The following is a 13,939-nucleotide window of genomic DNA, read 5'->3' as shown; positions in this document are numbered from 1 at the left end:
ACGGGTGGCGGCGTGAGATCTGTCACCGTCGCGGGCCCTGTGAGCCACCAGGCACCTGCGCTCGAGTCGCGGCTTGAGTGTGCACAGAAGAAGACTGCTCGGCTGATGCGTCCCCCGGCAGGCGTGCGGGAATCTGCTCCGGCCCTTCGCCGCCAAAGCGGAAGACGTTGACCGCATGCGACAGCCCCGCGACCGAACGCTCGAGATCCTGCGCCAGATGGGCGCTGCTCATCACACGCTGGGCGTTCTGCTGAGTGGCCTGGTCCATCTCGTTGATGGCGGTATTGATCTGCTCGATGCCGCCGCTCTGCTCACGCGAGGCCGAGGAGATCTCGGCGATCAGATCATTGACCCGCGAGATGCCGGTCACGATCGCCTCCATGGTGCCGCGCGCCGCCTCGACCTGATCACCGCCGTCGCTGATCTCCCGCTGAGTGGTGTCGATCAGGGTCTTGATCTCGCGCGCCGCCTCGGCACTGCGAGAGGCCAGATTGCGCACCTCACCGGCCACCACGGCAAAGCCGCGGCCATGTTCACCGGCGCGTGCGGCCTCCACCGAGGCATTGAGGGCCAGCAGGTTGGTCTGGAAGGCGATCGAATCGATCACCTTGATGATGTCGGCCATCTTTTCAGAGGTGGCGGTAATCCCCTGCATGCGCACCACCACCGCCTGCATCGCCTCGCCACCTTCATTGGAGGAGCGCGTGGCCTGATCAGCCAGTTGCGAGACCTGGATGGCATTGTCGGCATTCTGGCGCACAGTGCCGGTCATCTGCTCCATGCTGGCCGCCGTCTCTTCCAGCGATGCCGCCTGCTGCTCGACCCGCGCCGAGAATTCCTGATTGCCGTGTGCCATGTCGCCAGCGGCAGGCCTGACCACATTGATGCCCGCATTGACCTCGCTGACGATGCCGACCAGCGACTTGCGCATGCTGTCCAGCGCTCGTACCAGGCGTGCCATCTCGTCATTGCCCTCCAGCGTCATCGACTGGGAAAGATTGCCCGCGGCGATCTGGCGTGCGAAATCCAGGGTGCTGCGCAGCGGGCGAACCAGGCTGCGGTAGGTACGCAGTGCCAACCACAGCGACACCACGCCCACGCCAGCGAAGGCGGCCCACAGCCCCCACTCCAGACGCGCATGGCTCGCCTCAAGCGCTTGTTGGCGCTGCTCGAGCGTCGCCAGCTGCGCCGCGGGTAGCTCGGCGGCAAGCTGGGTCAGCACGGTACGTGCATGCGCCTGGCTATCGGCCAGCACCTGCAGCAGCTCGCTGCCCATCATGGCTCCGGCCACCAGCGGCAGTGCGGCCAGCAGCGCGATACGTGGCGCCATGCGCCACTGGACGAGACGCTGGAAGGCCCCCGTAAGGCCGGCACGCACGATGCGACCCTTGATCAGGCGATAGTCGCGCTTGCCCTGCTTGAGGCCCGCGTAGACCTGCTCGGCCTGGGCGATCTGCTCGCGACTTGCCTTGACGCGCACCGAGGCAAATCCCATCACCTCGCCCTGCTCGATCAGCGGCGTCACACAGGCGTCGACCCAGTAATAGTCCCCATTCTCGCGTCGATTCTTGACCAGTCCCTGCCAGCTTTCGCCTTGCTTGAGCGTCGACCACAGATTCTCGAAGGCAGCTTCTGGCATGTCGGGGTGGCGCACCAGATTGTGCGGCGCACCGATCAAGGCATCACGCGTGAAGCCACTGACCTCGATGAAGACAGAGTTGGCGTAGGTGATGCGTCCCTTGAGATCGGTACGCGAGATCAGGTAGTCATGCTCACCAATGGGGTATTCCCTTGCCGTCACCGGCTGATTGTTTCGCATTGCCCTTGCTTAGCCTCGTACTCGTCACAGCGTGATCGTCATTGACCCGGCGAGACCACTGACCGGCAGCATGACCGTCATTGCCCGGTACAGCCGCCCACGACCTTGTGGTGCACACCTTATCGGCCGCTGTCGGCAGTTCTTGAACGCAGAACGCCGCTGACCAGCAGGCCAGCGGCGCTCGAGACGAAACGGGTGGCAAAGCTCGCGAGATCAGGCGAGCACACGCCGCAGGCAACATGCCGCGCTTTGTGCCTGACTCATGCCGCGAGACAGCAGGTCATGCCGGCTGCGCCGCGGGCTCCATCAGTGCCATTTCATCACTGGTCATCATGTGCTCGATATCCATGATCAGCAGCATGTGATCATTGACGGTCGCCAGCCCCGCCAGGAAGTCACTGTTCATGCGCGCACCGAATTCCGGTGGCGGCAGCACCTGATCGGCCGCGAGGCTGATCACATCGGAGACGCCATCGACGACGATGCCGACTACACGCTCACCGATATTGATCACGATCACCACCGTCTGCGCGGTGTATTCAGCCTGGCCCAGTTGAAACTTCAGCCGCAGATCGACGATCGGTACGATGACACCACGCAGGTTGGTCACGCCCTTGATGAAGGCCGGTGCATTGGCGATACGCGTGACGTTCTCGTAACCGCGGATCTCCTGCACCTTGAGGATATCCACGGCGTAGTGCTCCTCGCCGAGGCTGAATACCAGGTATTCGCCGCCGTCATTGACCTTGGAGGCGTGGTCCTGCGCCAGGCCGACATTGGACGTCTGCGCCGCGGCAACTTGAGTGTGAGACATGCTCATCTCCTGTCTGTGATGGGGTGGAGCTTCGCGCCGAGGCGCAAGGGGCGAGGATGCGGCCGGTGAACGGCCATCGCCTCAGCTGACAATGGCGTCCTGGGGCATGGCGGACTCAGTGACGACCTCTGCCTGCCTCTGCACCGCTGGCATCTGGTTGGCGAGGCGATGCAGGTCCGAGACATCCAGAATCAGCGACACCCGCCCATCGCCCAGGATCGTCGCCGAAGAGACGCCCGGCACCTTGCGATAATTCCTTTCGAGATTCTTGACCACCACCTGCTGCTGACCGATCAGCTCATCCACCAGCAAGGCGTAGTGGCGCCCCTTGCCCTGCACCACCACCACGATGCCCTGCTCGGGCTGGGTCTGGGCGCCAGGTACCGCGAATACCTTATGCAAGGCGACCAGGCTCAGGTATTCGTCTCGCACCTTCAGCAGGCGATCATTGCCGACCATGCTGAACAGCATGTCGGCCTGCGGCTGCAACGACTCCACCACCACCGACAGCGGCAGGATATAGATTTCCTCGCCGACGCGAATGGCCATGCCCTCGAGGATCGCCAGCGTCAGCGGCAGCACGATACGCGTGGTGGTGCCCTGCCCAGTCACGGAAGCAAGCTCCACATGCCCGCCCAGCGCCTGGATGTTGCGCTTGACCACATCCATGCCGACTCCACGCCCCGAGACGTCACTGACCTGCTCGGCCGTCGAGAAGCCGGGGGCGAAGATCAGCTGCCAGACCTCGTCGTCGCTCATGCCATCGCTGACCGCCAGGCCGTTGCTGCGCGCCTTGGCCAGAATGCGCGCGCGATCGAGGCCGGCGCCGTCATCCATCACCTCGATGACGATATTGCCGCCCTGATGGCGGGCAGACAGCGTCAGGGTGCCGTGGGCGCTCTTGCCACTCGCCTCACGCTCGCTGGGCGATTCGATGCCATGATCGAGGCTGTTGCGCACCAGATGGGTCAGCGGATCGATGATGCGCTCGATCAGGCTCTTGTCCAGCTCGGTGTCATGCCCCTGGCTGACCAGCTCGACCTGCTTGCCCAGCCGCGAGGCAAGGTCACGAATCAGGCGCGGAAACCGCGAGAATACGTAGTCCATCGGCATCATGCGCACCGACATCACCGCTTCCTGCAGATCTCGTGCATTGCGCTGCAGCTGACTGATGCCACTGACCAGCGCGGCCTGATCCGGCGGCGTGGTCGCCGATGCCGTCTGCTCCAGCATCGACTGGGTGATGATCAGCTCGCCGACCAGGTTGATGATGGTATCGACCTTGTCGACGCCGACGCGGATGGAGCCTTGCTCGGTAGGCGCATCAGTGGCGCGCCGCCCCGGCTGGCTGCGTCGCTCGCCACTCGCTGGGGTAGCGGCAGATGGCCCTGCCGCGCCAGTGGACGACGACTCTGCCGCGCCAGCGGTAGAGATACCTGCCGAAGAGCCTGTGTCGACTGTCGCTTCAGCGGGCGCTGGCTGCATGCCAGCAAGTTCGTTTGCTGCGTCGTCAGCCATGCCGTCGGCGACGTCCTCGGCCTGCTTTTCAGTCAGCGCTTCAACCAGCCCATCCGCTACGCCGCCCACTACGCCATCAGCTACGCCATCAACCTCCGCTGGTGGAGCAGGTGTCGCGGGCTCGATAAGAATCTGCTCCGGCTCGATGACGAAGCACAGTACCGCTTCGATATCCGCGGCGCTGACCGTGGTACTCACGATGACGCAACATACCTGCTCGTCACCGCTGCTGGAGATGACCTCTCCGAGGTTGGCCAGCTCTTCGATCAGCAGTTCACGCTCGCGGTCGGCGACGAACATCAGAGTGACCGAGAGCAACGGCAAACTTGCGTCGGCGCTGGGCTGTGACTCGAGCGTAGACGGCGTGGCCATATCGCTGCCGACTGGCGCAGACGCTTCGCCTGACGGCCCTGGTAGGCTCGGGTCATCAATATCAGATGGCACTGGTTCGCTCGAGGCATCCATCACCGACGACTCCTCGCCCAGCTGCTTGAGCACCGCGACGATATGCGCGTAGGCCTCGGGGTCGGGGGACTGGGCATTGCGATAGGCCGCCAACTGGTCGTCGAGCATGTCCTTTGTCTCCAGAAAGCGATCGATATGCTGAATGCTCAACCGCAACTCGCCTCGGCGGGCACGGTCCAGCAGGTTCTCGAGGTGATGGGTGGTGTCCTGCAGGACCGTGAAACCGAAGGTCGCGGCACCGCCCTTGATGGAATGGGCCGCACGAAAGATGGCGTTGAGCTGCTCGGCATCCGGCGCCTCGACATCCAGCGCCAGCAGCAGGCGCTCCATCTCGGCCAGCAGCTCCTGCGCCTCCTCGAAGAAGGTGTCGTAAAACTCACTGATATCCATGCATGTTCTCGCTGGCTGTCATTGCGCTATCACACGGGAAGCGGCGCCGCATAAGTTCTGACATGAGGCGCCTTGAGCGCACTCAGCTGTCCAGCCCGGAGGCGACGGGGCTGTCGGTGACAGGACTGCCAGCGACGGGATTCGTCACGCGTACCGGGCTTGCCAGCTGCTCGAGACGCTCGCGCAGGCTGTTGATGTCCTCGGCGGGCTTTGGATTGACGCCGTTGCTGTCGGTGATATCGCGATAGGCCGACTGGCTGAGCACCATCAGGCTGATGCGACGATTGATGGCGGCCTCGGGGTTCTGGCTATCGAGGCTGATGCGCGAGCCCATGCCTACCACGCGTACGATGCGCTCATAGGGCAGCCCACTGTTGCCCAGCACGCGGCGCGCGGCATTGGCGCGATCGGTGGAGAGTTCCCAGTTGCCGTAGCCGCCTTCGCCGACGAAGGGACGATTGTCGGTATGCCCGGTGATGCTCAGATGATTGGGCAGCCGCTTGAGAATCGGCGCCAGCAAGCCAAGCAGCTGCGACAGTTGTGGCGAGGGTTGCTTGCTGCCCAACGCGAACATCGGGTGCTGATCGCTATCGGTGATCTGGATGCGCAAGCCTTCGGAGGTCAGCTCGATCTGCAGCTGCTCACGCAGTTCGGCCAGGTCCGCGTCATCGGCCATGCGCTGCGTCATGGTGGTATCGATCTCGTCGCGAATGGCGGCCATGCGGGAATCATCGGCCAGCGCCTGGCGCTGCAGGCGTTGCAGATCAGCGCCCTTCTCGCCCTGGGTCTGCTCAGCCATGAAGCCGCCACCGGGAATGGCACTGCTGGAGGCCGAATTGCGATCGCCCCCCAGCAGCGAGACTTCCAGCGGTGCACCGAAGTAGTCGGAAATTTCCCGCAGGTCGTCATCCGAGGCATTCGAGATCACCCACATCACCAGGAAGAAGGCCATCATCGCGGTCATGAAGTCGGCGTAGGCGATCTTCCAACCACCGCCATGATGTCCTTTGACGATACGCGGCCGCTTGATGACGATGGGTCTGCGCTCTTCACTCATCGAGACCTCCGAGCTTCAGTCCAGAGACACCCACTGCCTCGACCACGACAGCCAGCGACACCTCTGTCACTGACACGCAGGTGACGGGCGCGCTTGAGACTGCCGCACTTGTGAGTGATGCACTTGCGACTGACGAACTGGCGAGAGACAGCAACGCCATATCAGCCCGCACCCTTGTTCTTGATCTCGCGTACATGCTCTTCCAGCTCATTGAAGCTGGGACGCTCGGCGGTGAACAACGCCTTGCGGCCGAATTCCACCGCGACCTGCGGGGCATAGCCATTGAGCGAGGCCATCAGGATGACGCGAATGCACTGCATCATCTTCACGGCCTCGTGCACCTCGTGCTGGATCTTGTTGGCGACCGGCGTGACGAAGCCATAGGCCAGCAGGATGCCGAGGAAGGTGCCGACCATGGCATTGGCGATCAACACGCCCAGCTGGGCGGCGCCCTGGTCCGCCGAGGCCAGCGCATGCACCACCCCCATCACGGCGGCGACGATCCCGAAGGCCGGCAGGCCATCGGCCACCGCCGAGAGGGAATGCACCGGAATCTCGGTTTCGTGCTTGAAGGTCTCGATCTCGTGTTCCATCAGCGACTCGAGCTCGAAGGGGTCCATGTTGCCGCTGACCATCAGGCGCAGGTAGTCGGTGATGAAATTCATCAGAATGGGGTCGGAGAGCAGGCGTGGATACTCGGCGAACAAGGCGCTTTCCTGCGGATTGTCGATGTCCTGCTCGATCGCCAGCATGCCCTGCTGACGGGCACGCGACAGCAGCAGATACAGCAGCCCGATGACTTCCATGTACAGGGACTTGTTGTAGCCACGCGTGCGCTTCAACTTCGAGAATGCCTTGCCGGTGGCCTTGATGGCCTTGCCGTTGTTGCCGGCCAGAAAGGCGCCGACGGCAGAGCCACAGATGATGAGCAATTCCGCGGGCTGCATCAGCACCGCCAGGTGCCCGCCCACCATCAGATACCCGCCCAGGGTGGACCCGATGACCACTAGATAGCCTATGAACAACAACACAATAACCCCCTTGGCATTCGGTCAACGTCGCATGAATCTGACTATCGGCGTCGCTGAGCATGTCTTTAGGGTCACGGCGGAATATTCGTTGAGGCAGTCGTTGTCGAATGAGCCATGGTCGAAACAGTTATGGTCGAAACAGTCATGGTCGAACAGTCGGCACAGAGACAGACGTCAGATCACTGCTGCACAACGCAAGAAGGCCTGCCCGGGGATGGGCAAGCCTTCTGGTCTTTGCACGCTCGTCTTGCTCGTTCGCCTGGCACCATCCTGGCGCCTTCACTGACACGAGACAGCTATCAGCCGAGGCTGGCGACGGCTGCCGACTGCTCCAGTGCCAGCTCTTCACGGGCCTTGCGACGGGCGGCCGTCTTGCCGGCACGCGATGGCGGCTGACAGATGCCACACACGTAATCGTGTGATGGCGTGTGGGCGTGCACCACGAAATGACCACTGCAGGTCTTGCAGCTAGCCACTTCCAGCAGATCACTTTCGAAGAAGCGCACCAGCGTCCAGGCGCGCGTGAGCGCCAGCACCGGCTCGTCTTCGCCGACATGCTCCAGGTAGAAGCGATATGCCTTGACGAAGGCGTTCATACGCGACGCGCCCTGCGCCTTGAGCCGACGGTAGAAACCGTGGAACAGCGATGCATGCAGATTGGGCTGCCAGGTCATGAACCAGTCGGTGGAAAACGGCAGCATGCCCTTGGGCGGCGAGACACCCCGAACTTCCTTGTACAGCTTGACCAGACGCGCGCGGCTGATCTCCGTTTCCGTCTCGAGCACCTGCAGGCGGGCCCCCAGTTCGATCAACTCTACTGCCAACTGCAGCTGTTGCAGTTCATCGACGAGACTTTTCTGGGTCATCCGCTGATTCCCCCCTGGCGAAGTCCAGCATCGTTCTGACGCGCATTCAGCAGCATGGCAGTGTGCATCGCGCTGAAATCCTGGTCGCGTCCACCCTGCAATACCCCCTTGAGCTGCGAGGCATCATCCAACGCCAGCTCGCACAGCAGTTGATTGCAGGACGACAACGACACCAGCTGACTGACACTCATGCCAGACAATAGATCCGCCATCTCTTGATCGAGACCCAGGCGTACCAGCGCCATTTCCGTATCTTCGACCAACAAGCGCTGCACAAGCAGAAGATACGACAGATTGACACTCTGTATATCATTGAGCAGTGAGGACATCATGATTCCCTGAGTGGTCTGATCGTCCCGAGCTACCGCCAACCCTGGCACTCGACCGTCATCCCTTATGGTTTTGATGTGATGTAACGAAATACTCACGGCGCCGGACCAGTGGCGCCATGCGGACTAGTGGCTTCATGACCAAGTGAGCCACCTTCTTTGAGATGGCGATTCTAATACTTAATCACGTAATGAACCAGACTCTTCATCAACATTTTTTTACATACCACTACGTCACATGCACGAAATCTGCATCAAGCCGCCGAAATGCAGCAAGCCGTACCAGAAAAGCCCTCAATCTTGTCTTCAAGACGACTTGCATAATCACGATGCACCAGTTTTGTCATACAAAGCAATAGCAAGCGGATGGTGCGCACAGTGTGTTGCATTTTCGTGAAAGGCAGCCCTGACCCTTTCCCGCCACCCGGGGCATGCCTTGTACAATATCGAGCAATTGCCCCGAACGGGCCGCCAACAGGCAGCAAGTTACCCCTGCGTAAAGGCGAGGAATAACACAATGTCAGCACTTGTCCAGAATGGGCTATCTGCTATTTCAACGCTGTGAAAGGACCCGCCAGCGGCTCACCCAAAAGGGCTTCTCTCGCCGCTTCAACACAATAAAACACTGCATATGAGGGTTCTGGCACAAACAACATGCAGGATCGAGCTGCATTTACAGAGCGACCCTCGGCGGAGTTTCAATACCGCTTCCACGCAAGCAGTTCGCCTGAGTGACGCTTTATTTAAATATTATAAATAAATTATATTTCTCGATATCCAGGCCTGTGGCGTGACGCCTGAAGTGTCACTTCACACCTCCACAGTCGCCATGCAGTGGCATGCCATAAAAACATTCGCCAAAACTCAATGAGCAAGAATCGTACAAGGATGAAACATCATCCTGCAGGGCGGGACATTCGAGGATTTTACTCAGAAGGTGCCTTCTGTGAGCGATGCCTCTCGGCCCATAGCTCGGCGATCTTGACGACGACCTGCATCAAGGCTGTAGGCAATTCCTTGCGTGCCGGCAGGCCAGTGGCCAGCATTTCGACCAGCTCGGGCATTTCATGCACGCTCAGACCCAGCGAGTTGGCCCGCTGCTGGATGCGCTGCCCCAGCCTCTCACCCTGGGTATGCATGAAATCCGTCGCTTGCTCTGCCGTGGCCCGAGGGGCATCGACAGATGTGCCATCAGAAGACGCGGGCGCCTCATGATCAGGCACTGCATCGACGGGGCGTACGTGCACCCTGGGCGCCATCCCGGCCAGACCTTGCGCGAGCGCATGCTGCAGCTCGCGCAAGGCCGTATCACGCTCGCCTGAGTTGCTGGAGGGTTGCGTCAGTCGCTCGATCTCGACCACCAACGCCACAGGCGCAGCGAGCTGATACCAGGTCAGCTTCACTGCAAGCGTTGCCCGCGCGGCAGTATCACCGCTCTCACTGCTCCTGCTTTTCTCACCACCCTCACTTTCCGCACTTTCCACACTTTCCACACTACCGGGCGCTTGCATCTGCCCTTCGCCCTGCTCCGCATTGTCCTTCGCGGCAAGTTTTTCCTGCTCGGAAGTCACCTGTGGTTTGCGATCGATGCCCTCCTCGCCATCGCTGTCGCCTGCCACCAAGGTCAGCGACATCTTCCACTGTTGAGCCTCGCCGTGATCACTGCGGCGACTGTCAGGTGTGGCGTCATGCGCAGCCACGGGCATCACGGCCAATGGCGCTGTACGTCGCTCCTCCTCATCCCGCGAGCGATGCCGATAAGGCGGCCCCGGGAAATAGAGGCTGAAGAAGACATGCAGGCCGGGCATCAACAGGCCCTGCCAATGGAAGGGCTGCCCCAGAATCAACAACAGCTGTTGCTGTACCAGCCCGCTGGCAAGGGCGTCTGTGCCAATCGCCTGGCGAGACACATCAGAGGCGGCAGGTTGAGCGACGCCCAATTGCATGTTGGCGCGATAGGCACCCAGCGCACTGGCTTCATGAGCACTGGCGCCTTGTCTAGCCGCGTCAATACCACCCGGCGGCAAGAGCATGTCACTGCTCGGGCGAGCCATGCCCGGGCGCGACTCACGGCGCAGCTCTGCTCGCATGTCTCGCATGCGCCAGACAAAGGCTTCCTCGCGTGCCGCCTCCCAGGGGATGAAGTGCGCCTCCGCCAGCACCGGCCATTGCCGCCAGGCCAACAGAGCCTCCAATCTGGCATTGGCAAGCTGCGGATGACCGGCGAGGTCGGCCAATCCCAGTCGATTCTCGACCCAGGCGAGCAGGTCCGCCTCGTAGAAGAGCCCGCTCTGGAGAATCTGCTGGCTCAAGGCCGCCGACAGACTGAGAAGTGATGCGCTGGACAACGCCATGGGCGCCAGAAGACCGGGCAAGGGCTGGCCGCGCGCCAGCAGAGACACCAGCGACTGCCCCTCCGGCAGCGCCAACCCGACCCGCGCGGACGGCGAGCCACTGGCTACCAGCTGTGACAGAGCATCGAGCAAACGCGACATCGTCTGTGTCTGCGTCGTCAGCTCGACGGAAGCACCGGACGGTGGGAGGGAGGAAGAAGCTGACGCGAGGGCGCCAGTGGGAGAAGTGGAGGCTTGCGAGGCTGTCAGCAACGCTGCGCTGGCATTCAATGACGGGGCCGCAGGCCTTGCGCCTGAGCCTGTACCAGTTCCCGTCTGGAAGAGCGGAATGGCGCTATTCTGGCCGCCACTGCCCTTGCCATCTTCCGCCCCCAGCCCCTGGCGCGACTGGAGAGCGGAGGTCGGGAAGATGACACCGGAGTCCGCCGGCGGCGGGCGTTGTGCCGCCCTCCCCAACACCTGATGGAGCAGACTATCGATCAAGGGATTGATGCCGCTCATGTCGTGCAATCCTCATTGCCCGGGGAGGCCGTCAGGGAGTCATGCGCGAAGCCTTGGAGGCTCGGCTCTCCCCGCGCCCGATCAAGCCTTGCTCTGCTGAGCCTGGCCGCCCTGATCGTAACTTGCCTAGTCTTGGTTGTTCTGGCCTCAGCTATTCTGATCTTGGCTGTTCTGGCCTTGGCTACTGTGGCCTCAGCTATTCTGACCGTAGCTGCCCTGGCCATAATTGCCCTGGCCATAGCTGCGTGCCAGCTTGCGGCGCGTACCCACATCCCCGAGCACTTCCTGCAACTGGCTCTGGCGCGCCTTGAGCTGGACGGTCAGCTCTGATTCCAGCGTGGTCAGCGTGCGCAGACGTTGTTCCAGCGCCCTGCGCGTCTCGGCGTTGCCACCTCGCGGCATGCGCAGCTGCTGCATCTTCTCGATATAGCTGGCCTGCCCGCCGAGTACCGCGGGCCAATCACCCAGGCGTGCTGAACGCAGCATGGCATTCATCTGCTCCAGCAGCTCATCGCATTGCTGGAAGGTGTCATCGGCGAGCAGTGCATTGCTGTCCATGGTCAGCCCATTCCCTTGTCGTGTACGGCAATCTGACGCCAGGCGTCTCCCAGCTCGTTGAGCAGGCGACGCGCCTCTTCGAGCTTTTCCGGGCTGTTGCCCAGGTTGGCCTGCATGATCAGGCGCGCGATGTAGTCATACATGCGATCAAGATTGGTCGCGACCTCATTGCCCTGCTCATGATCCAGACAGGCACGCAGACCTTCGGTAACGATGCTGGTCGCCTTGGCAAGCGACTGTCCCTTGGCGGCCACGTCGCCGGCCTCCATCTGCAGACGCGCCGCCGCCAGCGCGCGGTCTGCTCCCTCGAACAACATCACGATCAACTGGTGTGGGCTGGCGGAAAGCACACCGGATTCCACACCGACACGGGCATAGGCATTGGCGCCACGATAGCGACTCATGGTGATTGGGTTCCCTTGTTCATGGCGTTTGTCAGTATCTCTGTCAGATATGGAGCCGTCGTCGGCATGCCGTCTCGACAGCGGGCATTGCCGGACGCATCGAATCTCGCAAGCGCATGGCGGATGGCCTAGACCTGAGTCAGTGACCAGTGTCTCAGAGCATCAGCCACCGATCAGCCCGTCATGTCCCAGCTATTTTCCAGCGTTTCCAGCTGACTGGTCAGGTAGTCACTGGTGGATGTCAGGTTGGCCACCAGGATGTCGAGTTCCGTGAACTGCTCCCGATAACGCTCGATGGTGGCCTCGATGGTGTCTTCGGTCTGCTCATACTGACTGGCGAGACTCTCCAGCGACCCCTCGATGCCTTCCGTGGTGCTTTCCAGCGTGCCGTCTTCCCCGACCACCTCTTCCAGCAGACTGGACATCTGGCTGGCGAAACCGCTGGTGCCCGCCTCATCATCGGAGATGAAGAACCCCGACATTGTCGCCAACTGCTCACTGTCGGCGGCCTCGATCACGGCGCTGTCGAATTCGAGCTTGCCATCGTTGGTACGACTCACTCCCAGCGAGGAGAGCGCATAGAAATCGCCCTCACTGGTGAAATTCAGCGCCGAGGTCAGACGACTCTCGATGGTGCGCAGCGTCGAATCGCCCAGCAATTCCCCCGCTGTCCCTTCATCAGCATTGAAGGCGGTGTAATTGTCGATGGTGTCCTGAAGATCGTTGTAGGCATTGACGAAGGTTTCCATCGCCTTGCTTACCGACTCGGCGTTCTCCTTGACGGTGACCACGCTCGCAGTCGTGTTCGTCTCGCTCAGCGTCAGGGTCAAGCCATCCACGGCATCATCGATGACATTGGAGGTGGCTTGCATGCTGATGCCGTTGACGCTGAACTCGGCATTGCGCGCCGCGACGACTTCCTCCATCCCGCCGGCGGCCGGGTCACTGCTTGCTGGGTCATGGCTGAGCAGGCTATCGAGCTCTGCCACCTCGCCGCTGGTCGAGAGGCTCATCACCGCCTCGTTGCCCGTCTCGTCCGAGGTCATCACCAGGCGATACGGCGTGTCGGAGCCATCATTGACGATCGAGGCCGTGACCCCGAGACCCGCCTCATTGATGGCATCGCGAATGCCTTCCAGCGTGTTGTTGCTCTCGTCGATGACGATGCTGGCGCTGCGCTCGGCATCCGCCGCATAGCTGCCGTCACTGGCCAGCGTGCCCAATGACAGCGTCAGCGTGGTCGCGGTGCCATCACCGATGGCTTCATCGCGGCTGGCCTGCCCCGTCGTCGCCAGACTCTGCGCCTGCGCCAGCTGGGTGACAGCCACCGAATAACTGCCAGCACTCACTTCCGAGGTTGCCGTGGCGCTGACGCCCGAGCCACTGGCAGTGGTGGTCATGCCGGTATAGGTCTCGGCATCGGCCAGCGCCGCGGCGGCGGTATCCAGGGATTCCAGGCGACTTTGAATCGTGCCCCAGGCCGACAACTCGGCCTCGTAACTTGCCTGCTGGGTCTCGATCGGTGTGAGCTTCTGACGCTCTGCCGTCTCCAGATCCGTCAGCAGACTGTTGAGGTCGAGCCCAGAGCCAATCCCCAGCGATGAAATCGTCGCCATATGCACCTCTCGATAGGGTGAAGGTATTTTCACATGCCCGCTGAGTCGCCATCAGGCGAAAAAGCACGCATACCGGGCGTATTTGTCTGTCTGAGTGTTGTGGCTATCGGCACAGGCTTCGTGAACTTGAGGGCTTTCTTGTGCAGACGTTTTCTTGTGTGAGCGCCTTCTTCTTTCGATCACCTTCTTTCGATCACCTTCTTTCGATCACCTTCTT

The 13,939-nt window shown here is 61.5% G+C and carries 11 protein-coding genes; all 11 read right to left on the bottom strand.

Going from position 1 to position 13,939, the window contains the following annotated elements:
* Window positions 1–22: 22 nt before the first annotated feature.
* Window positions 23–1,819, bottom strand: a complete 1,797-nt coding sequence (locus R2R70_RS06255) for a methyl-accepting chemotaxis protein (protein ID WP_410977603.1) — start codon at window positions 1,817–1,819, stop codon at window positions 23–25.
* A gap of 280 nt (window positions 1,820–2,099) precedes the next feature.
* A complete protein-coding gene (locus R2R70_RS06250; RefSeq protein WP_176503356.1) occupies window positions 2,100–2,639 on the bottom strand; it encodes a chemotaxis protein CheW in 540 nt (179 codons plus the stop codon).
* Window positions 2,640–2,714: 75 nt separating this feature from the next.
* The gene (gene cheA, locus R2R70_RS06245; RefSeq protein ID WP_410977602.1) at window positions 2,715–5,006 is read right to left on the bottom strand and encodes a chemotaxis protein CheA; all 2,292 of its coding nucleotides are present in this window, start codon (window positions 5,004–5,006) and stop codon (window positions 2,715–2,717) included.
* A gap of 82 nt (window positions 5,007–5,088) precedes the next feature.
* The gene (gene motB / locus R2R70_RS06240) at window positions 5,089–6,063 is read right to left on the bottom strand and encodes a flagellar motor protein MotB (RefSeq protein ID WP_303592414.1); all 975 of its coding nucleotides are present in this window, start codon (window positions 6,061–6,063) and stop codon (window positions 5,089–5,091) included.
* A 161-nt stretch (window positions 6,064–6,224) separates the two neighbouring features.
* Window positions 6,225–7,094, bottom strand: coding sequence for a flagellar motor stator protein MotA (motA, locus tag R2R70_RS06235; protein ID WP_176677172.1), 870 nt, complete (start codon window positions 7,092–7,094; stop codon window positions 6,225–6,227).
* A gap of 299 nt (window positions 7,095–7,393) precedes the next feature.
* Entirely contained in the window at window positions 7,394–7,960 is a 567-nt protein-coding gene (flhC, locus tag R2R70_RS06230) for a flagellar transcriptional regulator FlhC (RefSeq protein WP_054556600.1), read from the bottom strand.
* A complete protein-coding gene (gene flhD / locus R2R70_RS06225; protein ID WP_054556599.1) occupies window positions 7,957–8,289 on the bottom strand; it encodes a flagellar transcriptional regulator FlhD in 333 nt (110 codons plus the stop codon). The genes flhC and flhD overlap by 4 nt, the downstream gene beginning before the upstream one ends.
* Window positions 8,290–9,215: 926 nt before the next feature.
* On the bottom strand, window positions 9,216–11,144 hold the full coding sequence (locus R2R70_RS06220) for a hypothetical protein (protein ID WP_410977601.1): 1,929 nt from the start codon (window positions 11,142–11,144) through the stop codon (window positions 9,216–9,218).
* Between the two features lie 192 nt (window positions 11,145–11,336).
* Window positions 11,337–11,702, bottom strand: coding sequence for a flagellar protein FliT (locus tag R2R70_RS06215; protein WP_192838854.1), 366 nt, complete (start codon window positions 11,700–11,702; stop codon window positions 11,337–11,339).
* 2 nt (window positions 11,703–11,704) lie between these two features.
* Entirely contained in the window at window positions 11,705–12,106 is a 402-nt protein-coding gene (gene fliS, locus R2R70_RS06210; protein ID WP_410977600.1) for a flagellar export chaperone FliS, read from the bottom strand.
* Between the two features lie 173 nt (window positions 12,107–12,279).
* A complete protein-coding gene (gene fliD / locus R2R70_RS06205) occupies window positions 12,280–13,722 on the bottom strand; it encodes a flagellar filament capping protein FliD (protein ID WP_410977599.1) in 1,443 nt (480 codons plus the stop codon).
* Window positions 13,723–13,939 lie beyond the last annotated feature (217 nt).

This window comes from Cobetia sp. SIMBA_158, assembly GCF_046566945.1.
Classification (GTDB): Bacteria; Pseudomonadota; Gammaproteobacteria; order Pseudomonadales; family Halomonadaceae; genus Cobetia; species Cobetia amphilecti.
This window is presented reverse-complemented; position numbering and strand designations above follow the sequence as displayed.

Excerpts from the sequence above, each read along its gene's own strand:
- R2R70_RS06255 (WP_410977603.1), bottom strand. The coding sequence starts at position 1,819 with ATGCGAAACAATCAGCCGGTGACGGCAAGGGAATACCCCATTGGTGAG.
- R2R70_RS06250 (WP_176503356.1), bottom strand. The coding sequence starts at position 2,639 with ATGAGCATGTCTCACACTCAAGTTGCCGCGGCGCAGACGTCCAATGTC.
- cheA (WP_410977602.1), bottom strand. The coding sequence starts at position 5,006 with ATGGATATCAGTGAGTTTTACGACACCTTCTTCGAGGAGGCGCAGGAG.
- motB (WP_303592414.1), bottom strand. The coding sequence starts at position 6,063 with ATGAGTGAAGAGCGCAGACCCATCGTCATCAAGCGGCCGCGTATCGTC.
- flhC (WP_054556600.1), bottom strand. The coding sequence starts at position 7,960 with ATGACCCAGAAAAGTCTCGTCGATGAACTGCAACAGCTGCAGTTGGCA.
- flhD (WP_054556599.1), bottom strand. The coding sequence starts at position 8,289 with ATGTCCTCACTGCTCAATGATATACAGAGTGTCAATCTGTCGTATCTT.
- R2R70_RS06220 (WP_410977601.1), bottom strand. The coding sequence starts at position 11,144 with ATGAGCGGCATCAATCCCTTGATCGATAGTCTGCTCCATCAGGTGTTG.
- R2R70_RS06215 (WP_192838854.1), bottom strand. The coding sequence starts at position 11,702 with ATGGACAGCAATGCACTGCTCGCCGATGACACCTTCCAGCAATGCGAT.
- fliS (WP_410977600.1), bottom strand. The coding sequence starts at position 12,106 with ATGAGTCGCTATCGTGGCGCCAATGCCTATGCCCGTGTCGGTGTGGAA.
- fliD (WP_410977599.1), bottom strand. The coding sequence starts at position 13,722 with ATGGCGACGATTTCATCGCTGGGGATTGGCTCTGGGCTCGACCTCAAC.